The following is a 25,243-nucleotide window of genomic DNA, read 5'->3' on the forward strand; positions in this document are numbered from 1 at the left end:
GCGAGTCCACCCTGCACCGCGAGCGCGCCGGTTGGTACGCAGCTTGGTTATGGGTGATGGCAATCTGCCTCAGTCTCTGCGAGCTGCCATGACCGTCCACATCGTCTTCAAGGAACGCTTCCCCTCCTACATCGAGCGGCTGCAGCGGGAGTTCACGGTCCACGACCTCGATCTGCCGCTCGACCGGCTTCCGGCCGAGATCGCCGGGAAGGTCGAGGTGCTCGTCACCTCGGGCAGCGCCGGGGCGAGCCGGGCCGAGATCGCCGCCCTGCCCGCACTCAAGCTGATCTGCACGGTCGGCACAGGTTATGAGAGCATCGACCTCGAAGCAGCCCGCGAGCGGGGAATCCCCGTCACGCACGGCGCCGGCATCAATGCGCCCGTCGTCGCCGACCACGCGATGGCGCTGCTGCTGGCCGTCGTCAGGGATGTCCCGCGCGGTGACGCGGTCGCGCGCTCGGGCGGCTGGCGCGAAGGCCTGACATCCCGTCCGATGCTCGCGGGCAAGCGCCTCGGCGTGCTGGGCTTCGGCGGGATCGGCCAGGGCATCGCGCGCCGTGCGGCCGGATTCGGCATGTCGGTGAGCTACTACTCCCGCAGCGCCAAGGATTTTCCCGGTGCGACGCGCCTGCCGACTCCGGCGGCGCTGGCCGAGGCGGTCGATTTCCTGATCTGTGCCCTGCCCGGCGACGACTCGACCTTCCACCTGATCGGCGCCGAGGTGTTCGAGGCGCTGGGCTCCGCCGGCTTCTTCGTCAATGTCGGACGTGGCAGCACGGTCGATACCGAGGCGCTGGTCGCGGCGCTGCGCGCCGGCAGCATCGCCGGCGCGGGGCTCGACGTGTTCGAGAACGAACCCGGAGTGCCCGAATCCTTGCGCAACCTGGCCAATGTCGTCCTGACACCGCATGTCGGCGGTGGAGCGCCGGAAGCGCAGACCCTCAGTGCGGAGCTCATCATCCGCAATATTCGCGGCTGGTTCGACGGCCGGCGGCTGGAGACGCCGGTGCCTGAAATGCGCGACATGGCCTAAGGGCCTGTCCTGCCGCGGGCGCAGCCCGCCTGCGCGTGAACAATTGTGGCGCGACTGTGTTGCTTCTCAGCCGGCCCCGGATGCCGGCGGAGCGAGGGCGAGCCATGAGCGACATCGCAGGAACCCCGATCACCGTCAGTGCGCCACAAGCAGAACCCAGCCTGCACCGGGTCATGGGCCCGTGGCTGCTGCTGCTCTTCATCGTCGGAGACATCCTCGGAACCGGCATCTATGCGCTGACCGGACAGGTCGCCAAGCAGGTCGGCGGCGTGGTCTGGCTGCCCTTCCTCGTGGCGTTCATCGTCGCGCTAGTGACGGCCTTCAGCTACCTCGAACTCGTCACCAAGTACCCGAAGGCAGCCGGCGCGGCGCTCTACACCCACAAGGCGTTCGGCATCCATTTCATCACCTTCATCGTCGCCTTTGCGGTGATGTGCTCGGGGATAACCTCGGCCTCGACGGCTTCGCGGGCGTTCGCGGCCAACATGTCGAGCGCCCTCAATCTCGGGCTTGCCGGCACTTTTGGCATCACCGCCATCGGGCTCGGCTTCATGGCGCTGGTCGCGGCAGTCAATCTGCGCGGCGTCGGCGAGAGCGTGAAGGCCAATGTCGTTCTGACCTGCGTCGAGCTGACAGGCCTGCTGATCATCATCACGATCGGCATGATGGCGATCATGGGCGGCCAGGGCGACGTCTCGCGCGTGCTCGAATTCAAGACCGCAGGCGACGCCGGTGCCTTCTGGCCGGTGATCGCGGCGACAACGCTCGCCTTCTTCGCGATGGTCGGCTTCGAGGATTCGGTCAACATGGCCGAGGAGTGCAAGGATCCGAGCCACATCTTCCCGAAGGTGCTGCTGGCGGGCCTGATCATCACCGGGCTGATCTATGTCCTGGTCTCGATCTCGGCGATCACACTGGTGCCGCCCGAGCAGCTCGGCGAGGGCGAGACGCCGCTGCTCAAGGTGGTGCAGGCAGGAGCGCCGAACTTCCCGATCTGGATCTTCGGTTTCATCACCATGTTCGCCGTCGCCAACAGCGCGCTGATCAACATGCTGATGGCGAGCCGGCTGGTCTATGGCATGAGCCGCGAGCATGTGCTGCCACCCGTGCTCGGCAAGGTCCATGCGACGAGGCGCACGCCCTATGTCGCGATCGGCTTCACCACATTGCTCGCCTTCGCGCTGATCACCTTCGTCGGCGAGGTTCCGGCGCTCGGCGGCACGACTGCGCTGCTGCTCCTCTGCGTCTTCACCGTCGTCAACATCGCCGTTCTGGTCCTACGCAAGGACCGGGTCGAGCATGACCATTTCCGGACACCAACCGTGCTGCCGATCCTGGGGGCGCTGGCCTGCGCCTTCTTCGCCGGCCCGTGGACCGGTCGCGACCCGGTCCAGTATCAGATCGCAGGCGTGCTCATCGGCATCGGAATCGTTCTCTGGATCGTGACCGTCATGGTCAACCGCGCCACGGGCGAGCAACCGAGCGCACCGGACCCGGACGATTTCGGACGCGTCGGGCCGATGAACTGAGAGCGCCGTGCCCAACGAAAAAGCCGCCGGCTCCTGGCCGGCGGCTTTCTGTCAGGTTGCACGATGGCGGCTGCGGCAGCTCACATCTGGTGGCCGCGCTTGCGCATTTCCTCGCTGAAGCGGTCGAACAGGAAGTTGCTGGTCTGCATGCTCCAGGGCTGGAGCAGCGCGTAGATCTCGTCGATCGCGCGCGGACGCGCTGCATTGTAGCGCTGTCCGACCGGCGACTTGAAGAAGGCCGCGACCTCCTTGAGATCAGCCTCGGGCATGCGCTTGGCGAAGATGAAGGCAGCGGACGCCACGATCTCCTCCCGCTTCTTGTCGGCATCGGGCCGCAGGGCCGCGACGACCTCCTCCATGTCCTTGCGGGCCTCGGGACGCGTCGTGTTGACGGTCTGCGAGACGCGCTCGCGGAATTCGAGGTAGATCGAATCGAAGGAATCCGCGAGGCCGGAGACGATGACGACGTCGCGGCCGGCCGCGAGATGGCTCTGCGGAATGTCGGGCTGCGCCGGCTGGGCGGCGGTCTGCGCCTGCACAGGGCCGGCGAGCAGAAGCGCGAGGCTGACGGCCGCGCCGGCAAAATGGTGACGGATCATCACGTAAGGCCCCTTCATCATGCGCCGTTGAGCGCAATCATTTCTGGTTTGCGGCTCGTGCCCTCGGCATACCGGCCGCCCGCTGGTCTCGTTAGCGCCCGGTCCGGTGCGACTCAAACCTGCACCGGCACCACATTGCGCATCGCGGCTCTCCATAGAGCATCGCCGCACAAAGGGGAAACCGGTTTTCGAGCGAAACGATGGCGGGCCGGCGGCAATCCGCCGGAACCGCAGCGAGCCTGCTAGTCGAGGCTGCCGAGAACGGTAAGCCCCGTGCCGGCGGCAAGGATCGCAGCCTTGGCGAGGCCGAGGAACAGGCCGTGCTCGACGACACCCGGCACGGCGACCAACGCGGTCGCAAGCGCCTCGGGCTCGGCGATCTCACCGAGATGCGCGTCGAGGATGTAGTGGCCGCCATCGGTGAGAAGCACGCTGCCATCGGCCTTGCGGCGCAGGACGAGATCCCCGCTCGCACCGGCGGAAGCCGTCGCCGCCAGCACGGCGCGGCGCGTCGCCTCGAGCCCGAAGGGGACGACCTCGATCGGCAGAGGGAAGCGACCGAGGCACTTAACCAGCTTGCTCTCGTCGGCGATCACCACCATGCGCTTGGATGCAGCCGCGACGATCTTCTCGCGCAGCAGCGCCGCACCGCCGCCCTTGATCAACCGCAGCTGCGAATCGAGTTCATCGGCCCCGTCCACGGTGAGGTCGAGCTCGGGCGTCTCGTCGAGCGTCGACATCGGGATCGAGAGGGAAAGCGCCTGCGCCTGGGTTGCCTCGGACGTCGCGACGCAGATCACGTCAAGGCCGGCCGCGACGCGCTCGCCCAGCAGATCGACAAAAAGCTTCGCGGTCGATCCGGTGCCGAGGCCGAGGCGCATGCCCGGGCGTACGAGTTCGACTGCGCGCGCAGCGGCCTGGCGCTTGAGTTCGTCCTGCGTCACGCGCCCAGTCCTCCCATCAGCATGTACTTGATCTCGACGAACTCATCCATGCCGTGCAGCGAGCCTTCGCGGCCGAGGCCGGACTCCTTGACGCCGCCGAAGGGGGCGACCTCGGTGCCCAGGATGGCCGAATTGATGCCGACCATGCCGTACTCCAGCTCCTCGGCGACGCGGAAGGCGCGGCCGAGATCCTTCGAGTAGAAATAGGCGGCGAGGCCGAAGGGGGTGTCGTTCGCCATCGCGACGACTTCCTCCTCGGTCTTGAAGCGGTAGACGGGCGCGACCGGGCCGAAGGTCTCTTCATTGGTCACCAGCATCTTCGTGGTGACGCCCGACAGCACGGTCGGCTCGTAGAAGGTACGGCCGAGCGCATGACGGTGGCCGCCGACGACGACCTTGGCGCCGTTGCTGACCGCATCGGCGACGTGACGCTCGACCTTCTCCACCGCGCGCTCGTTGATCAGCGGGCCCTGGACGACGCCGACCTCGGTACCGTTGCCGACCTTCATCTTGGCGACCTCGCCGGCGAATTTGGCGACGAACTCGTCATGGATGCCGTCCTGCACGAACAGGCGATTGGTACAGACGCAGGTCTGGCCCATGTTGCGGAATTTGGCCGCGATGGCGCCCTGCACGGCGGCGTCGACATCGGCATCGTCGAAGACGATGAAGGGCGCGTTGCCGCCGAGCTCCAGGCCGACCTTCTTCACGGTCGTGGCCGCCTGCTGCATCAGCAGCTTGCCGACCGGGGTCGAGCCGGTGAAGCCGATGAAGCGCACCGCCGGATGCGAGGTCATCACCTTGCCGATCGCGACCGCATCACCGGTGACGATGTTAAGCACGCCCTTGGGGAAGCCGGCGCGGATCGCGAGCTCCATCAGCGCCAGCGCGGTCAGCGGCGTGTCGGGCGCCGGCTTGACCACGAAGGTGCAGCCGGCTGCGAGGCCCGGCGAGCACTTGCGGGTGATCATCGCGGCCGGGAAGTTCCAGGGCGTGATCGCGGCGCAGACGCCGACCGGCTGCTTCTGGACGATGATGCGCGAATTCGGGAAGGGCGAGGGAATCGTCTCGCCATAGATGCGCTTGGCCTCTTCCGCATAGAACTCGACGAAGGAGGCAGCGTAGGCGACCTCGCCGCGCGACTCGGTCAGCGGCTTGCCCTGTTCGGCGGTCATGATCTGCGCCAGGTCTTCCTGGTTCGCCATGATCAGATCGAACCATTTGCGCAGGATCGCCGAGCGCTCCTTGGCCGACTTCTTGGCCCAGGGCTTGAAGGCCCGCGAGGCCGCCTCGACGGCGGCGGTGGTTTCGGCCTCGCCGAACCGCGGCACCTTCGTCAGGACCTCGCCGGTCGCGGGATTGTCGACGACGTCGACACCCTCGCCGGTCCAGACGCCGTCGACAAAGCACTGCGACTTCAGAAGAGACGGATCGTTGAGCTTGAGCATGGCGGCCTTCCGTGAAGCGAAGGGAGATTTCGCGCTTGCTCTAGCATGCCGAGACCGACGCTGACGACGGGCCGCAGGCGCATCTCGGCGACAAGTCCTGCGCTTTTCGTGCCGTGGGACGGTGGATTATGTCAGCCGCTACTTCGCCTGGGCCGTGCACACGGTCTTGTCGTCGAAGACGTAGCAGATGCTCATCTCACCGGTGCGGATATTGACCCGGAAGATGCCGCCCTCGCGCTCATGGCGCGACGGCATCAGCGTGTAGTCGCTCGGCGCCTGCGGACCTGCCCCCTCGCCGGCCGGGAAGCACACGGTAACGCCGACGCCGCCTTCCTTGAGCTGGAACTGGCAGGCCGCCACCTCGCCGGTGGCCTTGTCGATGCGATAGACGCGATTGAGATCGGTCTGCGGCGCGGGCGCGAATTCGAAGGGCGCGGCCAGAGCCACCCCGCCAAGCGCAAGCCAGCCGCCGACAGCCATGCCAGCCAATCGTCCGAGGGATTTCGACACCGCACCATTCCTTCCACGAATCGAGCGGAGGATAGCATCATTGGCCGGGCGGATGATCTCCCCTACCCCGCTTGCAGAGACCGTTCGCCGAACCTTGCTTGCGGCCCGATTTTCCCGGACCTCGCTTGCTGGCCCGCGCTTGCCAAGCCGGCCAGAACTGCCTTTAAGCAAGCTCCGCGTCGCGCCAGGAGAGCCATGCAGATGAGCCTGCCCCCCATCGTCGTCTTCGATCTCGACGGCACGCTCGCCGAAACCGCGCCCGACATCATGCGCACGCTGAACGTCATCCTGCAACGCGAAGGCCTGCCGGCACTGCCGCTGGAGCGCGCCCGCGAGCTGGTCGGCGCCGGGGCGCGCGCCCTGATCGAGCGTGGCTTCAAGGTCTCCGGGCGACCGCTTGACCAAGAGACGCTGGAGCGGCTGTTCCAGGATTTCCTGCTGATCTATGCCGAGGACGTCGCGTCCAACAGCTATCTCTTCGACGGCGTGCTGGACGCCCTCGATGCGCTCGCGGCCGAAGGCTACGCGCTCGCCGTCTGCACGAACAAGCCGATCCTGCATACGCGGCTGATCCTCGACCACTTCAAGATCTCGCATCGCTTCGCAGCCGTTGCAGGGCGCGACAGCTTCGCGTTCCACAAGCCTGATCCGAGGCACCTGACCCTGACGATCGAGGCGGCAGGGGCCGATCCGACCCGCGCGGTGATGATCGGCGATTCGCGCACCGACATCTCGACGGCGCGCGCCGCCGGCATTCCGACGATCTGCGTGCCCTTCGGCTATACGGACGTGCCGATCGAGACGCTGGAGCCCGACCTGATCATCCAGCATTTCGACGCCCTGCCCGAAGCCGTTCGCGCGGTGCTCGGCGAGCGCAACATCTCTGCCCACAGCAAGGTCGCGGCTCATTCTTGACGCCACCGCCCGCGCCGACTAGGAGAGGCGCCGGTGCGGGCGACTAGCTCAGCGGTAGAGCACTCCCTTCACACGGGAGTGGTCACAGGTTCGATCCCTGTGTCGCCCACCACCGCATCTCCCAGACATCGCCGCTATGCGCCCGCTTCCGTGGGTCGCCCATACGCGGCCAGGCGATCGGCGCTGTCGCCGCGCCCCCTTGCATAGCCACGCGGCCGCTCCACCTTTCGGGAATGAGCGACGCGTTCGACCTCCAGCGCTTCGTATCGGCGCAAGCTCCCGTCTTCGACTCGGCGCTGGCCGAACTCCGTGCCGGCCGCAAGCGCAGCCACTGGATGTGGTTCGTGTTTCCGCAGCTGCGTGGCCTCGGCCTTTCGCCGACCTCGGAGCATTTCGGGCTGTCCGGCCTGGAAGAGGCCCGCGCCTATCTGGCGCATCCGCTGCTCGGTGAGCGGCTGCAGCGCTGTACGCAGGCTGTGTTGGCGGTCGAGAACCGGAGCCCGCGCGAGATATTCGGCTCGCCTGACGACATGAAGTTCACGTCCAGCATGACGCTGTTCGCAATCGCCGCCCCCGAGAGGCCCAACCTGTTCGATCAGGCCATCCAGTACTGCTGCGCCGGGCAGATGGACGCGCGGACGGTCGCGCTGCTGCAGCGAGAGCGCTAGCTCAGCCGCGCTCCTCGTCGGCGCGTCGCATCTCCCACTGGCGGTTCAGCCTGAGCGCGAGCAGCGTGACGACCGCACCCGAGAGCAGATAGGCGCCGGCGGAGATCAGCCCGAAGCGGGTGGAGAGCACGAGCGCCGCGAGCGGCGCGAAGCCTGCGCCGAAGAGCCAGGCGAGGTCCGACGTCAGGGCCGAGCCGGTATAGCGATAGACCGGCGAGAAGGCGGAGGCGACGGAGCCCGAGGATTGTCCGAAGGACAGGCCGAGCAGGATGAAGCCACCGATCATGAAGACGATCTCGCCGAGGAAGCCGCCATCAAGGAGCTGCGGCGCGAAGCCGCTGAAGACGGCGATGGCGATGGCGCAGCCACCGAGCAGGGCGCGCCGGCCTATCCTGTCGGCGATCATGCCCGAGGCGACGATCGCCAGGGCGCCGAAGACCGCGCCGACGGCCTCGATGACGAGGAAGCGGGCCGGACCTTCCTGCGTGAACAGATAGACCCAGGAAAGCGGAAACACCGTGACCATGTGGAACATGGCAAAACTCGCCAGCGGCGCGAAGGCGCCGATCAGGACATGTTGCCCCTCCGCCCGCAGCGTGTCGCTGATCTTGGCCGGTTGCAGCTCGCGGGTCTCGAAGAGCTTCTGATAGTCCGGCGTCACCACCATGCGCAGCCTTGCGAACAGGGCGACGACGTTGATGGCGAAGGCGACGAAGAACGGATAGCGCCAGCCCCAATCGTAGAAATCTTCGGCCGAGAGGTTGCCGACGAAGAAGGCGAAGAGCCCGCTTGCGACGATCAGTCCGAAAGGCGCGCCAAGCTGCGGGATCATCGCATACCAGCCGCGATGGCGGTGCGGCGCGTTGAGCGCCAAAAGCGATGCGAGCCCATCCCAGGTGCCGCCCAGCGCGACGCCCTGGCCGATGCGCGCCAGTGCCAGCAGCCAGACGGAGGCGATGCCGATCCGCTCATAGCCCGGCAGGAAGCCGATGGAGCAGGTGGAGATGCCGAGCAGGAACAGGGCAAGGGTGAGCTTGGCGCTCTTGCCGATCTTGCGGTCGATGGCGGTGAAAATCACCGTGCCGATGGGGCGCGCGATGAAGGCGAGCGCGAAGATCGCAAAGGAATACAGCGTTCCGGTCAGCGGGTCGGCAAAAGAGAAGACCAGCTTGGGGAACACGATGACCGAAGCGATCGCATAGACGAAGAAGTCAAAGAACTCGGAGGTGCGGCCGATGATGACGCCGATCGCCATCTCACCGGGGTTCACCGCGCCATGCGCCTCGCTCAGATGGCTGGAATCACGTTCCGCCGTGGACGGCACTTGCGTCGTCGACATCTGGGCCATGGTCTGCACCGTCGCGCATGGTTGCAGGAAACGCGGAGCCGCAGCGCTTTGCCGTGGCGGCGCCGGTAGTGCATTATCGGACAGGAACGCGACATAGGGCAAATTGCCCTATGTCGCCTTTGCTGCATTGCAGCTAACGGTCTCGCCGTCACAGCCTTGCGAAAGGTGAACGCCTTGAACCGTCTGCGTCTCGTCGCCCTGATCCCGCTCCTCGCGTTCCTCGGCGGCTGCAACATGGTCGTCATGGCGCCTGCGGGGGATATCGCCGCCCAGCAGCGCGACCTGGTCGTGATCTCGACCGTGCTGATGCTGCTGATCATCGTGCCGGTGATGGCGCTCACCATCTTCTTCGCCTGGCGCTACCGCGCCTCGAACAGGGACGCGACCTACAAGCCCGACTGGGATCATTCGACCGGGCTCGAACTCGTCATCTGGGCGGCGCCGCTTCTGATCATCATCGCGCTCGGCGCGATCACCTGGATGGGCACCCATCTGCTCGACCCCTATCGCAAGCTCGACCGGATCGCCGCCGGCAGGCCGGTTCCGGAGGCTGCCAAGCCGCTGGAGGTCGAGGTCGTCGCGCTCGACTGGAAATGGCTGTTCATCTACCCCGAACAGGGCATCGCGACGGTCAACGAACTTGCCGCGCCAGTCGACCGGCCGATCCATTTCCGCATCACCGCCTCATCGGTGATGAACTCGTTCTACATCCCCGCCCTGGCCGGAATGATCTATGCGATGCCGGCGATGCAGACGCGGCTCCATGCCGTGATCAACCATCCCGGCCGCTACCAGGGCTTCTCGGCAAACTACAGCGGCGCCGGCTTCTCAGGCATGCGCTTCGGCTTCCTCGGCTTGTCGGAGGGCGATTTCGCCGGCTGGGTCGCCAAGGCGAAGGCGGCGGGCGGGACGCTCGACCGGGCCGCCTACCTCGAACTCGAGCGCCCGAGCGAGAACGTGCCGGTCAAGTTCTTCGCAGCGACCGAGCCCAAGCTCTTCGACCTGATCCGCAATCTCTGCGTCCAGCCCGGCAAGATGTGCATGAGCGAAATGATGGCGCTCGACGCCAAGGGCGGGCTGGGACTCGCCGGCATCCACACCACGCTGCCGCTCGCCTACGACAAGTACAGCCGCCGCGGCGGCGAAGCTCCCTTCGGATTGCAGCCGGGTTACATCGCCTCGATCTGCACGGTCGAGGAAGCCAAGGCCATGATGGCGCAGGTGCCGGCCGACACGACGCCGCGCGACCTCACCCCGATGCGCGGCCTCGGACTGCCGCTCCCCGCCCTCGCCCCTCGCCGGCCGCAGAGCTTCTCCGAGCTGCTGAGCCAGGCCCGGCCATCCAATTCCTGAAGCGAGTTTCCCGTGACCAACGCTTCCGCACCCACTTCGATGATCTTCGGCCGGCTTACGCTGGAGTCCTTTCCGGTCCACGAGCCGATCGTGCTGGCGACATTCGTCGTCGTCGCGCTCGGCGGCATCGCCGTCGTCGGCGCGATCACCTACTTCAAGCTCTGGGGCTATCTCTGGCGCGAGTGGTTCACCTCGGTCGATCACAAGAAGATCGGCATCATGTACATGGTGCTCGGGCTGATCATGCTGCTGCGCGGCTTCGCCGACGCGGTGATGATGCGGCTGCAGCAGGCGATGGCGTTCAACGGCTCCGAGGGCTACCTCAACGCCCATCACTACGACCAGATCTTCACCGCGCATGGCGTGATCATGATTTTCTTCGTCGCCATGCCGCTGGTGACGGGGCTGATGAACTACATCATGCCGCTGCAGATCGGCGCCCGTGACGTCTCCTTCCCCTTCCTCAACAATTTCAGCTTCTGGATGACCACGGCCGGCGCCGTGCTGGTGATGATGTCGCTCTTCGTCGGCGAATTCGCGCGCACCGGCTGGCTCGCCTACCCGCCGCTGTCGGGGATCGCCTACAGTCCAGATGTCGGGGTCGACTACTACATCTGGGCGCTGCAGGTAGCGGGCGTCGGCACGACGCTGTCCGGCATCAACCTGGTCTGCACGATCGTGAAGATGCGGGCGCCGGGTATGACCCTGATGAAGATGCCGGTCTTCACCTGGACATCGCTGTGCACCAACGTGCTGATCGTGGCGACATTCCCGGTGCTGACCGCCGTTCTCGCGCTGCTCTCGCTCGACCGCTATGTCGGCACGAACTTCTTCACGAACGACTTCGGCGGCAACCCGATGATGTACGTGAACCTGATCTGGATCTGGGGCCATCCGGAGGTCTACATCCTGATCCTCCCGGCCTTCGGCATCTTCTCGGAGGTGACTGCGACCTTCTGCGGCAAGCGGCTCTTCGGCTACACCTCGATGGTCTACGCCACGGTCGTCATCACGATCCTGTCTTACCTCGTATGGCTGCACCACTTCTTCACGATGGGCTCGGGCGCGAGCGTGAACTCCTTCTTCGGGATCACGACGATGATCATCTCGATCCCGACCGGTGCGAAGATCTTCAACTGGCTGTTCACGATGTATCGCGGCCGCATCCGCTTCGAGGCGCCGATGATGTGGACCGTCGCCTTCATGCTGACCTTCGTCATCGGCGGCATGACCGGCGTGCTGCTCGCGGTGCCGCCAGCCGACTTCGTACTGCACAACAGCCTGTTCCTGGTGGCGCATTTCCACAACGTCATCATCGGCGGCGTGCTCTACGGGCTCTTCGCCGGAATGATCTACTGGTTCCCGAAGGCCTTCGGCTTCCGGCTGCACCCGCTGCTCGGCAAGTTCTCGTTCTGGTTCTGGGTGATCGGCTTCTGGTTCGCCTTCATGCCGCTCTATGTCCTCGGCCTGATGGGGGTGACCCGGCGCCTGCGCGTCTTCGACGACCCGTCGCTGCAGATCTGGTTCCTGATCGCCGGCTTCGGCGCGTTCCTGATCCTGCTCGGCATCGTCGCCTTCCTGGCCCAGATCGCCTACAGCATCTGGAAGCGGGACGAGTTGCGCGACACGACCGGCGATCCATGGGACGGGCGCACGCTGGAATGGGCGACCTCGTCGCCGCCGCCGGCCTACAACTTCGCCTTCACCCCGGTCGTCCACGACAACGACGCCTGGACCGATATGAAGCGGCGCGGCCATGTGCGCCCGCTCGAGGGCTTCAAGCCGATCCATATGCCGAAGAACACGGCGACCGGCATCGTCCTCGCCGGCTTCTCGACGGCGCTCGGCTTCGGGCTGATCTGGCACATCTGGTGGCTGGCAGCGCTGAGCTTCGCCGCGATCATCGTCACGGCGATCTGGCACAGCTTCAACTACCACCGCGACTTCTACATCCCGGCCGACGAGGTCGTCCGCACGGAAGGCGAGCGCACGCGCCTGCTCGCCGGATCGGGGGCCTGAACGCCATGGCGAGCACCATCACTGCCACGCAGCCCGGCGAGGCGCCCGTCTTCTATCTGAAGGACGAGCATCCCCATCCGGAAGGCCACAGCACGCCGCTGGGCTTCTGGATCTACCTGATGAGCGACACGCTCATCTTCGCGATCCTGTTCGCGATCTACGGCGTGCTCGGTACCAATTATGCCGCGGGCCCCGGGCCAAAGGATCTGTTCGACCTGCCGCTCGTCGCGCTCAACACGGCGATGCTGCTGTTTTCCTCGATCACCTATGGCTTCGCGATGCTGACCATGGCGCAGGGCCGGGTCGCGGCGACGCAGACCTGGCTTGCGGTGACGGCGATGTTCGGCCTCGCCTTCCTCAGCATCGAGCTCTACGAGTTCCATCATCTGATCAGCATCGGCGCGACGCCGCAGCGCAGCGCCTTCCTCTCCGCCTTCTTCACGCTGGTGGGCACGCATGGGCTGCACGTCACCTTCGGCACGATCTGGCTGTTCACGCTGATGGTGCAGGTGGCCAGGCGTGGGCTGATCACCGCCAATCGCCGCCGGCTGATGTGCCTCTCGATGTTCTGGCACTTCCTCGACGTCATCTGGATCGGCGTCTTCACCTTCGTCTATCTGATGGGGATGCTGCGATGAGCGCCGAAACCCATGCCCACCATCATGCCGGCCAAGGTCACGGTCATGACGACCATGGCCATGACGACCACGCCCATGGCTCCTTCAAGGGCTACGTGATCGGCTTCGTGCTCTCGGTCATCCTGACCGCGATCCCGTTCTGGCTGGTGATGAGCGGCGCCCTCGGCAGCGATCAGCTCACGGGCTTCGCGATCATGGGCTTCGCGGTCGTCCAGATCGTCGTCCACATGATCTACTTCCTGCACATGAACGGCCGCTCCGAGGGCGGCTGGAGCCTGCTGGCGCTGGTCTTCACCATCATCCTGGTGGTGATCGCGCTCGCGGGCTCGCTGTGGGTGATGTACCACCTCAACACCAACATGATGCCCGTCCACGACATGAAGAAGATGCCGTGAGCGAACCTGCCGCGGCGCGCGCGCCGCGGTCCCTGCCCGCGCTCGCCATTGCCACATTGATCGCACTCCTCGGCGTGGCCGGACTGGCAGGGCTCGGCGCCTGGCAACTCCAGCGCCTCGGCTGGAAGCTCGCTCTGATCGCACGGGTGCAAGAGCGCGCGCATGCCGCGCCCGTGCCCGCTCCCGGCCCGGCGCGCTGGCCTGCGATCGCGCAGGACGAGTATGCGCGCGTCATGCTGACGGGGCACTTCCTGCACGACCGTGAAACGCTGGTACAGGCGGTCACCGAGCTGGGCGCCGGCTTCTGGGTACTGACTCCGCTCGCGAGCGAGACGGGTTTGGTCGTTCTCGTCAATCGCGGCTTCGTCCCGCCGGAGCGACGGGAGAGGAGCAGCCGAGAAGCGGGGCTGCCTGCGGGAAGGGTCGCCGTCACCGGTCTTCTGCGCCTGAGCGAGCCCGGCGGCGGCTTCCTGCGCAGCAACGCTCCCGGCGAGGATCGCTGGCATTCGCGCGATGTCGCGGCAATCGCGCAGGCGCGCGGACTGAGCGGCGCAGCCCCCTACTTCGTCGATGCCGACGCCACCCCCAATCCCGGCGGATTCCCCGTGGGCGGGCTGACCGTGCTGCGCTTCGCGAACAACCACCTGGTCTATGCGCTCACCTGGTTCGCGCTGGCGCTGATGCTCGCGGGAGCAACTCTTTATGTGCTCCGCCGTGAGTACCAGCTGCGGCAAGCCCTGGCGCCCCGGATCCAGGCGAAGCAACCGGCGAACAAGAGCTGATGCAGCACTCTGAGATGTGTCCGGAAAGCCACGCAGCTCCGGAACGGAGCGGTGTGCGAGACACAAGCACTAGCTGCTTGGCCCCGATCTTGCTCTAATTCCTGTGGCTCGGGGGAGGATCGAAAAGCCGGAAGGACGGTGATGGACGCCTTCACCATGGTCATTCTCGCCTGCGTGGCGGGCGAGCCCAAATGCACATCCGCGCGCGTCGCCGACGTGGGCTTCACCAGCATCGAGGCCTGTGAGGCGCGCATCGACGCGATCACGGACACGATGACCAGCGAATTCGGCCGGAAGCCGGAATTCAAGGGTCGGGCAGTGACCTACGACGTGAGCTGCATGAGCCGCAAGGAGCTGCTCCAGACCCTCGGCATTGCCGATCTCGACGCGTAGTCCGAGGCGGGATCACGATCGACCCCACAGGCGATTCGCGTCGTCCTTACAAGCTGTCAAATGTGGACTGGATGAGCTATGTTGCAGGCGCGCAACGGAGCTCGCCAAAGCCGGTTCGCTCGCACCGATGTGATGGCGACCGCGTTGCACGTACAAAGTGATTCTGACAGGAAATTGAGGAGATGTTGACCTTTTCTGGTCCACTTCATGTCCTGCGCCCCCATCGCTGTCCGTCCGAGGTCTCAATGAACCGCTTTTTCCGCATGGCCGCCCTTTCCGGCCTTGGTCTGCTCGCCATTGCCTCCTCCGCCAAGGCAGAGATTGACCCGCTGACGCGGCAGCCACTGTTCACCTATGAGGATCCCTCCAAGGCCCAGGCGACGGCGATCCCGCGCGAGATCGTTTCCTTCAGCGGCAAGTACAATCCCGGCACGATCGTCATCAACACGAGCGAGCGCCGCCTGTATCTGGTGATGCCGGACGGCAAGGCGATGCGCTACGGCGTCGGCGTCGGACGCCCCGGCTTCGATTGGGCCGGCGCGCAGACGATCACCCGCAAGCAGGAATGGCCGACCTGGACCCCGCCGGCCCAGATGCTGAAGCGCCGCCCGGACCTGCCGCGCTTCATGCCGGGCGGCCCGGAGAACCCGATGGGCGCCCGCGCGCTCTATCTCGGCTCGACCCTCTATCGCATCCATGGCTCCAACGAGCCGGAGACGATCGGCCAGGCCGTGTCCTCCGGCTGCATCCGCATGCTGAACGAGGACGTGATCGACCTCTACGAGCGCGTGAAGGTCGGCACCCGCGTCGTCGTCGCCCGCTGAGCAGAGCGGCACTGCGGGTTTGAACGAGGCCGGCGGAAACGCCGGCCTTTTTCTTTGGCTGATCGCATGGCGTCGGACTGCTTGGTGCCGGCCTTACTTGGCGCGCGCCAGGACCTTGGCGAAATCGCGGTCGAGCGATGCGATCGAGCTGTCGATGCGCTCGCGCCGCTGCTTGATCCACTCATCCTGCCGCGCGAGGGTCTGCTTCGCCTCGGTGAGCATCCGCGCCATTTCGGCGGGCTGCGGGCCGCCGACGGTAGCGCGATTGCGGATGATGGCGACCGGATCGAGCGTGGCACGGAACTCGGCCTCGCTCATCGGCAAATCGCCGCCAGTGACCTTCATCTCTGCGAGGGTGTGCCGATAGATGCGCTGAGCCTCGGCATAGGGAAAATCGGTCGGCCGAATGTTGTTCGTCTTCGCGTAATCAACGATCTCGGACGCGAAATGATGCCCGACACGGAAGGGCAGCTTGTACTTGGCCATCAGAACGTCAGCGAGTTCCTGGGACGCGGTCCAGTCGCTGTTCAGCTCCTCGAGCGCCCGGTCGGGATCGATCACCAGGGCAGAGAGAATCTTGTTCCAGCCCTCGAGCATGGCGCCCGTCTCCGCGATCACGGCTGCATTGTCGCGCACGCTCTTGGCGTCGCTCATGCCGGGCGGAATGTTGTGCGCCTGGAGGATGCGAGCCATGCCGAGCCCGATCACCTGCGATGCCTGGCTGCGCGTGCTGTTCAGCAGCCCCGGATTGCGCTTCTGCGGCATGGCGCTGGAGACATAGGTGTTGCCGTCACCTTCGGCCAACAGGATCCAGGGGCGCGCCTGCGCATACTGGGTCATGACGTCCTCGATGAAGGCGCCGGCGTGCAGAGCAATGCCGGTCGTGAGAGCGCCGATCTCGACGGGCATCTCGGTGGCTGTGATCTGGGCGGCGTCATAGGCGTTGTCGACCTTGCCGGCGAAGCCCAGATAGGTCGCCATGCGGTCGCGGTTCAGCGGCCAGCTCGTGCCGTTCAGCACCGTTGTCCCCATCGGCGAACGGTCGAGCCGGGCATAGGCCTCCTGCAGACGCTGGAGATCGCGCTCCAGGCCGGCGACATGGCCGAGCAGATAATGGCCATAGCTGTTGGGCTGAGCGGCGACACCGTTGGTGTAGTTCGGCACGATGGTGCCGGCATGCTTTTCGGCGAGCGCGACCATGGTCGCGTTCAGCTTGCGCAACTGCCCGGCCAACCGCAGGAGTCCATCGCGCATGATGGCGGCCCGCACGGTCGCTAGCATGTCCTGGCTGGAGCGCCCCGCATGGAGCAAGGTCGCCTCGACGCCGGCCGCCTCGATCAGCAGCGGCTCGAAGGTGATGACGAGCGTCGGGCGCTTCGCGCCGGGCTTCTCCGCCGCCTTGAGCATGCTGTCGAGACCGGCCGCGATCCGCGGCGCCAGCGCCGGATCGAGCAGGCCCTCCTCGCTGTTGATGACAGTACTCGCCTTGTTGATCTGGCCGATCCAGTAGAATTCGTCCTGCTTTGGTGTCGTCTGCGCGCTGGCAGGCCCCGCGATCAGCGTTCCCGCGATCAAGGCCTTCGAGAGCGTCCTTGCTAGCTGCATCATTTCCTCCTTGGCTTGTGGCACCAGTAGTGCATTCCGGCTCCGTGCCCACAAGCTGCGGGCGGCGACACGGTTCCGGTCGTGCGGCAGAGCCATGCGCTCCATGCTCCGGCTGGCGGCGACAGATCGCCCACGGACTGCCATCCTGAACCCAGTGGATTCCTGCGGACGGACTGCCGAGAATGAGCCTGGATGATGTCGTGAATGCCTTTGTGCCCGGGCCGCGGGTTCGTATCGCCGGTCGAGCGGGTGGCCCGCTGTCCGGGCTGAGCTTCGCAGCCAAGGACCTGTTCGACGTCGCGGGTGTGCCCACCGGCGGCGGCAACCATGACTGGGCAACATTCAACCCCATCCCGGAACGCCATGCCTTCGCGGTCCAGACCCTGCTCGATGCGGGGGCCGAACTGGTCGGCAAGACCATCACCGACGAGGTCTCGCTCGGCATCCTCGGTGAAAATCCGTTCGACGGCACGCCGATCAACACGGCAGCTCCGGATCGCGTGCCCGGTGGCTCGTCCTCCGGGTCGGCGGCGGCGGTTGCGGCGGGCCTCTGCGATACTGCGCTCGGCACCGATACGGGCGGCTCGGTCCGGGTTCCGTCGAGCTTCTGCGGTCTCTACGGCATCCGCCCCACCCATGGCCGCATCGATGTGACCGGCATGCTGCCGCAGGCACCCTCCTCCGACACCACAGGCTGGTTCGCCCGGGATGCGGAGACCTTCGCCAGGGTCTCGTCGGTGATGCTCGGCGAGGCTCCCGGAGCGTTGCCGACGCGGCTCCTCATCGCCGTCGACGCCTTCGGCTTCGCCGATCCCGAGGTGGCCGAAGCGTTGAAGCCGATGGTCGAACGGCTCTCTCGTATCGTCGGCGACGTGCGCGACGAGATCATGGCGCCGCAAGGGCTTTCGGTCTGGTCGCGGGCCCAGCGCACGCTGCAGCCGGTCGAGGCCTGGCAGACCTTCCAGCCCTGGGTCGAAAGCGCCAACCCGCGCATGGCGTTCAGCGTCGTCGCCGGTCTGATCAACGGCGCGCGCATGCCGGAGGCGGACAGGACCTGGGCCACGCTGATGAGACAGGAGGCGCGCGCGCGACTGCGCCATCTCCTGCCGGCCGGCACGATCCTGTGCCTGCCGACCACGCCCTTCCCGGCACCGAAGCGCGGCCTTCCCCAGCCGGTGCTCACTCCCCTGCGGGACCGCATCAACTGCCTCTGCGCGCAGGGCGGCCTCACCGGTTCGCCGCAGGTGAGTCTGCCCGGCGCGAAGGTGGACGGTGCACCGGTCGGGCTCTCGATCATCGGCGGTCGCGGCACGGATGCCGCGCTCATCGCCGTCGCCCAAGCCATGGAGAAAGCTGCGTGACCGACCTGACGCCCAACCTGCCCGAAATCGTCGCCGAAGTGTCAGCGCTGTTCGAGGCCTACGAGCAGGCACTGATCGACAAGAACGTCGATGTGCTCGACGCGACCTTCTGGAACAGCCCCTACACGATCCGCTATGCGCTGCACGAGAACGGCTACGGCTTCGACGCGATCCATGCGCACCGCGTCGCACGCCCGCCGGGACCGGGCATCAAGGAGAAGCGAATCCGGCTGGAGATCCTGACGCTCGGGCGAGACATCGCGACCGTGAATCTCGAGTTCAAGGTGCGCGGTCGCGACCTGATCGGCCGGCAGAGCCAGAACTGGGTGCGCTTCCCCGATCTCGGCTGGAAGGTGATCGCGGCCCATGTCTCGACCATGGACGGCCTGCGGCTTTATTGAAGTCAGCGGGGGCCCCCGGCGCCCCCTCAACCTCTGCGGCGCGGCTCCCGCGACAGGCCCTGCGCCGCCAGCGCGTCGAGATAAGCCTGCATCTTGGCCGCGCCGGTCTCGCCGAGATCGCGCAGATAGTCCCAGCCGAAGATGCCGGTGTCGTGCATGTCGTCGAAGGTCAGCTTCACGGCATAGTGTCCGACGGGCTCGACCTTTAGGATTTCGACCTCGGCCTTGCCGGGAATGGTCTTCTTCTGCGTCGGGCCGTGGCCCTGCACCTCGGCGGAGGGGCTCTCGACCCGCAGCAATTCGGCTGCAAGCGCATAGCTTGCCCCGTCGTCGAAGGCGATGTGGAGGGTTCGGCGGTCCTTCGAAAGGCGGATTTCGGTCGGCCAGGATGACATGGCTTGCATACTCGGATGATGGCCCGCGACAATGGCTGCGCTTGACCTTGGCCGCAGCAATGACAATGTCTTGGCCTCAAAGCAATGCCGCCTTCCCGCACAGCGCGGCAGAGGGCTGGCGCCAGTGACGGGGCGGATTCAGGCCGTGCTTCTCGAGACTCTCAACAGTGAGACATTCGGGCCGCCCGAGGCGAGCGGACCGGCGATCGCGCCGCTGGCCCGGCCGGTGCTGACCGATCCGTTCGGCCGCGACATCTCCTATCTGCGCATCTCGGTCACGGATCGCTGCGACTTCCGGTGCGTCTACTGCATGTCCGAGGACATGAGCTTCCTGCCGAAGCGCGACCTGCTGACGCTCGAGGAGATCGACCGCGTCGCCTCGGCCTTCGTCGCGCGGGGCACGCGCAAGCTGCGCCTCACCGGCGGCGAGCCGCTGGTCCGACGCGACGTCATGAGCCTGTTCCGCTCGCTTTCGCGCCACCTCGTCTCGGGCGCCCTCGACGAACTCACGGTGACGACCAACGGCTCGCTGCTGGACCGCTATGCGCAGGAGCTCGCCGATTACGGGGTGCGCCGCATCAATGTCTCGCTCGACACGCTCGACGCCGAGAAGTTCCGCAAGATCACGCGCTGGGGCGATCTCGGCAAGGTCCTCGGCGGCATCGAAGCGGCTCGGAAGGCGGGCCTGCGCGTCAAGATCAATGCGGTGGCGCTCAAGGGTGTCAACGAGGACGAGATCGAGAGCCTGATGACCTGGTCGCACGGGCTCGGCATGGACCTGACGCTGATCGAGGTGATGCCGCTCGGCGAGATCGAGCCCGGGCGCATCGACCAGTTCCTGCCGCTCTCGGTCGTCCGGGCGCGGCTGATGGACAAGTACAACCTCGTCGAGGACCCGTATCGGACCGGTGGACCGGCCCGATACGTCCGGGTGAAGGAGACTGGCGGCCTCGTCGGCTTCATCACGCCGATGACGCATAATTTCTGCGAGAGCTGCAACCGTGTGCGGCTGACCTGCACCGGCACGCTCTACATGTGCCTCGGCCAGGAGGATGCCGCCGATCTGCGCGCGCCGATCCGAGCCTCCGCCGATGACGCTGCCCTGCATCGCGCCATGGAAGAAGCAATCTCGCGCAAGCCGAAGGGCCATGACTTCGTCATCGACCGGCGCGGCAGCAAGCCGGCCGTCGGCCGCCATATGAGCGTCACCGGCGGTTGAGGTTGGCGCTGCCGCATCGCGGCACCACCCGGCGGTTGGGGAGAGCTGTGCGGCGGCAGCGCCCATCCCTTGACGAGCCTCGCCAAAGCATTAACGCTTCGTTGATGGTGGCGGTTGCGGGCGTTCGATGATCAGAGGCATTCTTCCTCGGCTCAGGTCGATCGCCTACGTCGTCTGGCGCTTCGTGCTCGCGACCCAGATCGCTCGGCTGACGGTCATGGCCGTGAAGCTCTGGCCACGCGTGAAGCTCCCCTCGCTGCTTCTCGCCCTGCTGGCACTTGCCTGCCTGCTTCTGGCCGGCCTGTCGGCGCGCACGGTGTTCACAACCCTGGCGCCGACATCCCCCAGTGGCATCGGCGCCGGGATCGCCGCGGGCGTCACGGCGCTGGCCGTGCTCGAGCTATGCGCCTTCACGACGATCGCGGGCATCGAAGCCGTGCTGCAACTGGCTCATGATTTCGGTCGTCATCGCATCGGTGTGCTGCTGGCAATCGCCACGCTGCTCGCGGCCGCGGCAGCGATCAGCTCCCTTCCAATCGCCACCGACCTGACGAACGAGGGTTGGTTCGCACTCGGTGTCGCGGCCCTGTTGCTGGCCATGACCGGCTGGTTCCAGCGGACCTATCGCAGGCCCGCGCGGGGCGGCTTCCGGGATTTCCACGTCGATGTCGTCGATGCACGGCATTTCCTGGCGAGGTCCGCCGATGGCGCGTGAAGGCGGCTCCACGAACGGCACACTTCCGCCGATCACGGCCCATCACCTCGCCGAAACGGTGCAGGCCGGGCACTATGGCGCCAGCGATGCGCTCGACAACAACCCGCCGCCGCAATCGACTTTGCCCTCGCAGACCGAGATGACCCTGCTGGCGCGCGTGATGGAATTGTTCGGGGGGATCCGACAGGAAGCCGCCGCCGCGCTGAACGGCCTGCACGCCGAGATCGCCGGCCGGCGCGAGATCTTTACGCAGGAGCGCTATGAGGGCCGCGTCCGCTCGATCGAGGCGTCGATGCGGGCTTTGCTGAACCGGCATGGCGGCGAGCTGGAGCAGCGCGTCTACGACGCGCTCAAGGCCAAGCGCGAGTACGAGTTCTTTAACTACACCCATCGCCGCACCGCCGACCCCAAGATCGACAAATGGCAGTTCATCCTGCTGTTCCTGATCGTCCCGCTGGCGATCGAGAGCCTGCTCAACGGCAATTTCTTCGCGGAAGCGAGCGAGTTCGGCCTCGTCGGCGGGGCGGCGACGGCGGTGATCATCTCTGCCCTCAATATCGCGCTCGGTTTCCTCGTCGGCCTGTGGCCGGCGCGCTACTGCCAGCATGTGCGCGCCTCGCACCTGTTCTGGGCCCTGCCCGTCTATGTCGCGCTGATCATCCTGATCGTGATGTTCAACCTCGCCGTCGGACACTACCGCGAGATGCTGATCGCCACGCCCGATGCGCGCTCGCTGCAGGTGCTGCCGCGCATGCTTGAGAGCCCGCTCGCGATCACCGAGCTGAAGTCGGCGGCACTGGTCCTGATCGGCTGCATCGTCGCCTTCGCCGCCGCCGTGAAGGGGTATTCTGCGTTCGGCACCTATCCCGGCCATGGCAACGCCTACAAGCGCTGGCGGCAACGCTGGAACGCCGTCGAGGAGGAACGCCGCAGGCTCGACACCGAGCTGCTGCCAGAGCTGGAAGCGATCCGCTCCGGCATCGACGGTTTCAAGGAGGACTGCGCCCGCGAACTCGCCAGGCTGCAGGCCACGAAAGCCGATGCGGACCAGGCACGGGAGCTCTATGGAGCACGCTTGGCGCAGTTGCGCTCTGCCAAGGACGCCGCGCTGATGCAGTATCGCGAGGCCAATCTGCGCGTGCGGACGGATCTGCCGCCCGCCTATTTCTCGCAATCGCTCAATGTCCCCGAGATCGACCAGCCCGCCGAGCTGACCGAGTATCGCGCCGTCCGGACCCTGATCGCCGATTTCGAGCGGCAGCTGGCGAATATGCCAGCCCTCGTCGAAGCCAAGCTGCGGGACCGGCTGGCGCTGGTGCGCGGCCTCGACCTGGCCGGCGAGATCGAGCGGTTGAAGGCACGGGCGGCAGAGGCCGGCCGCGACGCCTTCGAGCAGGACGAGGCGGCGCGCAAGCAGATCAACGCGGAATTCGCCGCAATGAAGCGGTAGGCGGCGTATGCGATTTGGCGACCGAATGAAGAGCACGACATGAAGAGCGAAAGCTGGGCGATCGTCGCCTCCATCCTGGCAGGCGTCGCGCTGGTCGGCTTCTTCGCCGCGCCCACGCTGCTCAAGGGGCCGCCGCGCGACGCCGAGTCGCTCTGCCTGAAGACCGGCGCTGTCGGCCATACGCTCGTGCTGGTGGACAAGAGCGATCCCTGGAGCGAGGTCCAGGCCGGGCGCCTGAAGCGGCTCGTCAAGAAGATCGGCGACGAGCTGCCGCCCGACCGGATGCTGTCGATCTATGTCTTCAACGACGTATTCGAACCCGGCTTCCCGCCGCTGCTCTCGCTATGCAATCCGGGGCGGACGGCGAGCGAACTGATCGGCAATCCGCGCCGCGACTATGTCCGCTGGGTCGAGAAGTTCGGCCGACCGCTGGATGATGCCTTGGCCGTCCTGACGCAGCCGGCCAAGGGCAATCTGTCGCCGATCGTGGAAGCGGTGGGCGACGTCGTCTCGCGCCCCGAAACACGTGTGCGAGACGGCGAGAAGGCCCTCGTCCTGGTCTCGGACATGCTGCAGAACTCCAACCAGTTCTCCGTCTTCGGCAGCAATGCGGCGGCGCGCGATCCGGAACGCCTCAAGCGGCTCGTCGGCAAGGTCTGGAGGGACTCAGGCGCCAGCACCTGGCAATTGCAGGTCCACCAGGTCCAGGGCGTTTATGATCCGCAGCGCCTCGAGCAGGCCGGTTCGCTCTGGCAGCAGACGCTACGCGGGCTGAACATCCCGTTCGCCTGGGAGAGGCTCTAGCGGTCGCCCTCGGCTACATCCGGTAGGCCATGCGAACGCCGCCCCAATGGCGCCCCCTGATCCTCAGTGGCGCATCGACCTCGCGGACCGTTTCGGTGACGCCGCCGCCCATGTCGCGACGATAGGACTGGACGAGGAAAGGCCGCACCGAGCGGGCAGCCGCAATGCCGGCGCTGTCATCGAAGATGCGCCGGTTGCGCGAATGGGCCGCGTTCCAGGTCGGGTCTCCGCTGCGTTGCGGCAGCGAATAGGCCTGATTGTGAACGGGAATGAAGCCGTTGCGATCGATCGCGACCGTGAAGAGGAGGCGCGGGTCACTTGCGAGCATCCGCGCCAGCACGGGCGGCAGGAGTTCCTCGAGCACCGGCAATGCACGGTTGCTATATTGCTGCGGGTCGGTGTCGGGCAGCGCGACGTAGTCGATATCGAACAATTGGGTCTCGTTCGCGCGACCATCGTCAAGGGCGTCCGTCATCAAGCCGGCGACCTCGGTGGCAAAGGCCTGAGCCCTGTCGGTCAACGGGCGGTAGGAGCTCTCGATCGTCTCGATCAGTTCGTCGAGCTGTCGCGCATCGGTAACGGCGTGACGGTCGAAGACCAAGTGCAGGCCGATGTCGCTGATCATCGCCATGCGGCAGGGCATCGGCGGCAGATCGGCAATCTCGATCATGCCATAGACACCCGGCACGAGCACGTGCCCGTCGGGATGGGCCAAGAGAGCGCCGCCACGGCCGAGATCGATGGTGCGGCTGGCGAATTCGACGGTGTCGAACTGCACCTTGGCGCGATACTCGACCGGAAAGCGGTCATGTTGCCGACGGTCGGCAAAGGAGGAATGCCGCAGCGTCGGGATGAAGCGGCGGAGCATTCCACCTGCGTGGCTGGCGCCCATGGTCGTCGCCCTGCGGGCATTGGCGCTTTCGGTCGCAGCCGACAGCGCCACCCGGTCGATCTCGTCGACGTGCTGCACCACCGTCTCGACGAAGCGTGCCGTCTCACCGGCATTGCGCGAGAGCTCCGCCGTCGCGGCCGCCTGCTCCTGCGAGGCGTTGCCGATGGCGGCAATGACCGGATTGACCTCGCGGACCATCTGGAGGGCGTCGGTGACGATGGCAGCCGAGCCATGCGCCGCCTGCGTCAGGCGGTCGACCCGGTTGCGGATGTGCTCGACCGCCTCGCGCACCTCGACGGAGAGCACCTTGACCTCCTGCGCGACGACACCGAAGCCACGTCCGGTCTCGCCGGCACGAGCGGCCTCGATGGAGGCGTTCAACGCGAGCAGATTGGTCTGGCGCGCGATCTCGGCGATCGAGTCGACGATGCCGCGAATCTCGGCCGTGGCAACGGCGAGGCCCGTCATCATCTCGGTCGCCTCGCCGGCCCGGATCGCGGCGGCATCCAGGCGATCCCGCGCGTGGCTCATCGAGCAGCCGATCTGCTCGGCGGCGTCAGAGAGCTGCTGCGAGGCCGTGACCAAGGCCACCGAGTTCGTGCTCGCGGTCGCAGTCGCGGCGCGCATCCCGACGACGCTCTGATGGATCGCGCCCGAGCGCGTCTCGGATTCGGTGGAGAACTGTTCGGCGCTGGCGAGATCGGCAGTGAGACGGCGCATCGCCGCCACCACATCCTGTTCCAGCACGGTGACCGCCTCGCGATCGGCGGCATCGCCAGCCTCCGCCTTCGCAGCGGGCGGGACAAACTCAGGCACTGCCTTTGCCGCCGTAGCGGCCTCGACCGCAGTGCTACGGCTTCGACTGCTCAGCCAGCGTCGAACCGCACCGTGCATCAGGCCATCCCGTTAGGTTACGTCACCCAGCTTCCTTATGGTTCGACATTGTTAACAAAGACTGACGACTGCGCCCGAAGCAGGCGGATCGAGCGCCCGCAAGCATAGA

Annotated in this window: 25 protein-coding genes and 1 tRNA gene; 18 read left to right on the top strand and 8 right to left on the bottom strand. The window is 66.2% G+C overall.

The window, feature by feature from the left end; genetic code table 11:
- Positions 1–88: 88 nt before the first annotated feature.
- Positions 89–1,033: a 2-hydroxyacid dehydrogenase gene (locus VGN82_RS17365; protein ID WP_327528293.1), complete on the top strand. Its 945-nt coding sequence runs from the start codon at positions 89–91 to the stop codon at positions 1,031–1,033.
- A gap of 104 nt (positions 1,034–1,137) precedes the next feature.
- Positions 1,138–2,562: an APC family permease gene (locus tag VGN82_RS17370; protein WP_327528294.1), complete on the top strand. Its 1,425-nt coding sequence runs from the start codon at positions 1,138–1,140 to the stop codon at positions 2,560–2,562.
- Between the two features lie 80 nt (positions 2,563–2,642).
- On the opposite strand, the gene VGN82_RS17375 is transcribed toward VGN82_RS17370, so the two are convergent.
- The 4 genes from VGN82_RS17375 to VGN82_RS17390 form a co-directional block, all read right to left on the bottom strand.
- Positions 2,643–3,161: a DUF2059 domain-containing protein gene (locus VGN82_RS17375; RefSeq protein WP_327529167.1), complete on the bottom strand. Its 519-nt coding sequence runs from the start codon at positions 3,159–3,161 to the stop codon at positions 2,643–2,645.
- 242 nt (positions 3,162–3,403) lie between these two features.
- Complete coding sequence (gene rpiA / locus VGN82_RS17380) at positions 3,404–4,105, bottom strand: ribose-5-phosphate isomerase RpiA (protein WP_327528295.1); 702 nt, start codon at positions 4,103–4,105, stop codon at positions 3,404–3,406.
- Complete coding sequence (locus VGN82_RS17385) at positions 4,102–5,553, bottom strand: NAD-dependent succinate-semialdehyde dehydrogenase (protein WP_327528296.1); 1,452 nt, start codon at positions 5,551–5,553, stop codon at positions 4,102–4,104. The genes rpiA and VGN82_RS17385 overlap by 4 nt, the downstream gene beginning before the upstream one ends.
- Positions 5,554–5,691: 138 nt before the next feature.
- Positions 5,692–6,033, bottom strand: coding sequence for a hypothetical protein (locus VGN82_RS17390; RefSeq protein ID WP_327529168.1), 342 nt, complete (start codon positions 6,031–6,033; stop codon positions 5,692–5,694).
- Between the two features lie 225 nt (positions 6,034–6,258).
- Here VGN82_RS17390 and gph point away from each other — a divergent pair, with 225 nt between their 5' ends.
- From gph to VGN82_RS17405, 3 genes are all read left to right on the top strand, one after another.
- Positions 6,259–6,978: a phosphoglycolate phosphatase gene (gph, locus tag VGN82_RS17395; RefSeq protein ID WP_327528297.1), complete on the top strand. Its 720-nt coding sequence runs from the start codon at positions 6,259–6,261 to the stop codon at positions 6,976–6,978.
- Between the two features lie 37 nt (positions 6,979–7,015).
- Positions 7,016–7,090: transfer RNA gene (locus tag VGN82_RS17400), tRNA-Val, on the top strand.
- A 121-nt stretch (positions 7,091–7,211) separates the two neighbouring features.
- The gene (locus VGN82_RS17405) at positions 7,212–7,646 is read left to right on the top strand and encodes a DUF1810 domain-containing protein (RefSeq protein ID WP_327528298.1); all 435 of its coding nucleotides are present in this window, start codon (positions 7,212–7,214) and stop codon (positions 7,644–7,646) included.
- A 1-nt stretch (position 7,647) separates the two neighbouring features.
- Here the strand turns inward: VGN82_RS17405 and VGN82_RS17410 are convergent, their stop codons facing one another.
- Entirely contained in the window at positions 7,648–8,985 is a 1,338-nt protein-coding gene (locus VGN82_RS17410) for an MFS transporter (RefSeq protein WP_327528299.1), read from the bottom strand.
- Positions 8,986–9,168: 183 nt separating this feature from the next.
- On the opposite strand from VGN82_RS17410, the gene cyoA reads away from it, so the two are divergent.
- The 7 genes from cyoA to VGN82_RS17445 all read left to right on the top strand — a co-directional run bounded on the left by cyoA (position 9,169) and on the right by VGN82_RS17445 (position 15,398).
- On the top strand, positions 9,169–10,347 hold the full coding sequence (gene cyoA, locus VGN82_RS17415) for a ubiquinol oxidase subunit II (protein ID WP_327528300.1): 1,179 nt from the start codon (positions 9,169–9,171) through the stop codon (positions 10,345–10,347).
- A gap of 39 nt (positions 10,348–10,386) precedes the next feature.
- Positions 10,387–12,366 (top strand): cytochrome o ubiquinol oxidase subunit I, encoded by a 1,980-nt coding sequence (gene cyoB, locus VGN82_RS17420; protein WP_327529169.1) that lies wholly within the window; start codon positions 10,387–10,389, stop codon positions 12,364–12,366.
- Between the two features lie 5 nt (positions 12,367–12,371).
- On the top strand, positions 12,372–13,004 hold the full coding sequence (cyoC, locus tag VGN82_RS17425; RefSeq protein ID WP_327528301.1) for a cytochrome o ubiquinol oxidase subunit III: 633 nt from the start codon (positions 12,372–12,374) through the stop codon (positions 13,002–13,004).
- Positions 13,001–13,399, top strand: coding sequence for a cytochrome o ubiquinol oxidase subunit IV (gene cyoD / locus VGN82_RS17430; RefSeq protein ID WP_327528302.1), 399 nt, complete (start codon positions 13,001–13,003; stop codon positions 13,397–13,399). The genes cyoC and cyoD overlap by 4 nt, the downstream gene beginning before the upstream one ends.
- On the top strand, positions 13,396–14,181 hold the full coding sequence (locus VGN82_RS17435) for an SURF1 family protein (RefSeq protein WP_414644315.1): 786 nt from the start codon (positions 13,396–13,398) through the stop codon (positions 14,179–14,181). The genes cyoD and VGN82_RS17435 overlap by 4 nt, the downstream gene beginning before the upstream one ends.
- A gap of 141 nt (positions 14,182–14,322) precedes the next feature.
- Positions 14,323–14,574 (top strand): hypothetical protein, encoded by a 252-nt coding sequence (locus VGN82_RS17440; RefSeq protein WP_327528303.1) that lies wholly within the window; start codon positions 14,323–14,325, stop codon positions 14,572–14,574.
- A 245-nt stretch (positions 14,575–14,819) separates the two neighbouring features.
- Complete coding sequence (locus VGN82_RS17445) at positions 14,820–15,398, top strand: L,D-transpeptidase (protein WP_327528304.1); 579 nt, start codon at positions 14,820–14,822, stop codon at positions 15,396–15,398.
- A gap of 93 nt (positions 15,399–15,491) precedes the next feature.
- Here VGN82_RS17445 and VGN82_RS17450 read toward each other — a convergent pair whose 3' ends face one another.
- A complete protein-coding gene (locus VGN82_RS17450) occupies positions 15,492–17,003 on the bottom strand; it encodes an argininosuccinate lyase (protein ID WP_327528305.1) in 1,512 nt (503 codons plus the stop codon).
- A gap of 182 nt (positions 17,004–17,185) precedes the next feature.
- Here VGN82_RS17450 and VGN82_RS17455 point away from each other — a divergent pair, with 182 nt between their 5' ends.
- Entirely contained in the window at positions 17,186–18,364 is a 1,179-nt protein-coding gene (locus VGN82_RS17455; protein WP_327528306.1) for an amidase, read from the top strand.
- Positions 18,361–18,765: an AtzH-like domain-containing protein gene (locus VGN82_RS17460; protein ID WP_327528307.1), complete on the top strand. Its 405-nt coding sequence runs from the start codon at positions 18,361–18,363 to the stop codon at positions 18,763–18,765. Before VGN82_RS17455 ends, VGN82_RS17460 begins: the two co-directional genes overlap by 4 nt.
- A 26-nt stretch (positions 18,766–18,791) precedes the next feature.
- On the opposite strand, the gene VGN82_RS17465 is transcribed toward VGN82_RS17460, so the two are convergent.
- Positions 18,792–19,160 (bottom strand): gamma-butyrobetaine hydroxylase family protein, encoded by a 369-nt coding sequence (locus VGN82_RS17465; RefSeq protein ID WP_327528308.1) that lies wholly within the window; start codon positions 19,158–19,160, stop codon positions 18,792–18,794.
- A gap of 205 nt (positions 19,161–19,365) precedes the next feature.
- On the opposite strand from VGN82_RS17465, the gene moaA reads away from it, so the two are divergent.
- From moaA to VGN82_RS17485, 4 genes are all read left to right on the top strand, one after another.
- The gene (gene moaA, locus VGN82_RS17470; RefSeq protein WP_327529171.1) at positions 19,366–20,379 is read left to right on the top strand and encodes a GTP 3',8-cyclase MoaA; all 1,014 of its coding nucleotides are present in this window, start codon (positions 19,366–19,368) and stop codon (positions 20,377–20,379) included.
- Positions 20,380–20,506: 127 nt separating this feature from the next.
- Entirely contained in the window at positions 20,507–21,094 is a 588-nt protein-coding gene (locus VGN82_RS17475; protein WP_327528309.1) for a hypothetical protein, read from the top strand.
- A complete protein-coding gene (locus tag VGN82_RS17480) occupies positions 21,084–22,544 on the top strand; it encodes a hypothetical protein (RefSeq protein ID WP_327528310.1) in 1,461 nt (486 codons plus the stop codon). Before VGN82_RS17475 ends, VGN82_RS17480 begins: the two co-directional genes overlap by 11 nt.
- Before the next feature lie 39 nt (positions 22,545–22,583).
- The gene (locus VGN82_RS17485; RefSeq protein ID WP_327528311.1) at positions 22,584–23,348 is read left to right on the top strand and encodes a hypothetical protein; all 765 of its coding nucleotides are present in this window, start codon (positions 22,584–22,586) and stop codon (positions 23,346–23,348) included.
- Positions 23,349–23,361: 13 nt separating this feature from the next.
- Here VGN82_RS17485 and VGN82_RS17490 read toward each other — a convergent pair whose 3' ends face one another.
- Entirely contained in the window at positions 23,362–25,056 is a 1,695-nt protein-coding gene (locus VGN82_RS17490) for a methyl-accepting chemotaxis protein (protein ID WP_327528312.1), read from the bottom strand.
- Between the last annotated feature and the right edge of the window lie 187 nt (positions 25,057–25,243).

The organism is Allobosea sp. (genome assembly GCF_035999205.1).
In the GTDB taxonomy this organism is placed as follows: Bacteria; Pseudomonadota; Alphaproteobacteria; order Rhizobiales; family Beijerinckiaceae; genus Allobosea.

What these genes read in the sequence shown, in the direction of transcription:
- VGN82_RS17365 (WP_327528293.1), top strand. Translation starts at nt 89, where the DNA reads ATGACCGTCCACATCGTCTTCAAGGAACGCTTCCCCTCCTACATCGAG.
- VGN82_RS17370 (WP_327528294.1), top strand. Translation starts at nt 1,138, where the DNA reads ATGAGCGACATCGCAGGAACCCCGATCACCGTCAGTGCGCCACAAGCA.
- VGN82_RS17375 (WP_327529167.1), bottom strand. Translation starts at nt 3,161, where the DNA reads ATGATCCGTCACCATTTTGCCGGCGCGGCCGTCAGCCTCGCGCTTCTG.
- VGN82_RS17385 (WP_327528296.1), bottom strand. Translation starts at nt 5,553, where the DNA reads ATGCTCAAGCTCAACGATCCGTCTCTTCTGAAGTCGCAGTGCTTTGTC.
- VGN82_RS17390 (WP_327529168.1), bottom strand. Translation starts at nt 6,033, where the DNA reads ATGGCTGTCGGCGGCTGGCTTGCGCTTGGCGGGGTGGCTCTGGCCGCG.
- gph (WP_327528297.1), top strand. Translation starts at nt 6,259, where the DNA reads ATGCAGATGAGCCTGCCCCCCATCGTCGTCTTCGATCTCGACGGCACG.
- VGN82_RS17405 (WP_327528298.1), top strand. Translation starts at nt 7,212, where the DNA reads ATGAGCGACGCGTTCGACCTCCAGCGCTTCGTATCGGCGCAAGCTCCC.
- VGN82_RS17410 (WP_327528299.1), bottom strand. Translation starts at nt 8,985, where the DNA reads ATGTCGACGACGCAAGTGCCGTCCACGGCGGAACGTGATTCCAGCCAT.
- cyoB (WP_327529169.1), top strand. Translation starts at nt 10,387, where the DNA reads ATGATCTTCGGCCGGCTTACGCTGGAGTCCTTTCCGGTCCACGAGCCG.
- cyoC (WP_327528301.1), top strand. Translation starts at nt 12,372, where the DNA reads ATGGCGAGCACCATCACTGCCACGCAGCCCGGCGAGGCGCCCGTCTTC.
- cyoD (WP_327528302.1), top strand. Translation starts at nt 13,001, where the DNA reads ATGAGCGCCGAAACCCATGCCCACCATCATGCCGGCCAAGGTCACGGT.
- VGN82_RS17440 (WP_327528303.1), top strand. Translation starts at nt 14,323, where the DNA reads ATGGACGCCTTCACCATGGTCATTCTCGCCTGCGTGGCGGGCGAGCCC.
- VGN82_RS17445 (WP_327528304.1), top strand. Translation starts at nt 14,820, where the DNA reads ATGAACCGCTTTTTCCGCATGGCCGCCCTTTCCGGCCTTGGTCTGCTC.
- VGN82_RS17450 (WP_327528305.1), bottom strand. Translation starts at nt 17,003, where the DNA reads ATGCAGCTAGCAAGGACGCTCTCGAAGGCCTTGATCGCGGGAACGCTG.
- VGN82_RS17455 (WP_327528306.1), top strand. Translation starts at nt 17,186, where the DNA reads ATGAGCCTGGATGATGTCGTGAATGCCTTTGTGCCCGGGCCGCGGGTT.
- VGN82_RS17465 (WP_327528308.1), bottom strand. Translation starts at nt 19,160, where the DNA reads ATGTCATCCTGGCCGACCGAAATCCGCCTTTCGAAGGACCGCCGAACC.
- VGN82_RS17475 (WP_327528309.1), top strand. Translation starts at nt 20,507, where the DNA reads ATGATCAGAGGCATTCTTCCTCGGCTCAGGTCGATCGCCTACGTCGTC.
- VGN82_RS17480 (WP_327528310.1), top strand. Translation starts at nt 21,084, where the DNA reads ATGGCGCGTGAAGGCGGCTCCACGAACGGCACACTTCCGCCGATCACG.
- VGN82_RS17485 (WP_327528311.1), top strand. Translation starts at nt 22,584, where the DNA reads ATGAAGAGCGAAAGCTGGGCGATCGTCGCCTCCATCCTGGCAGGCGTC.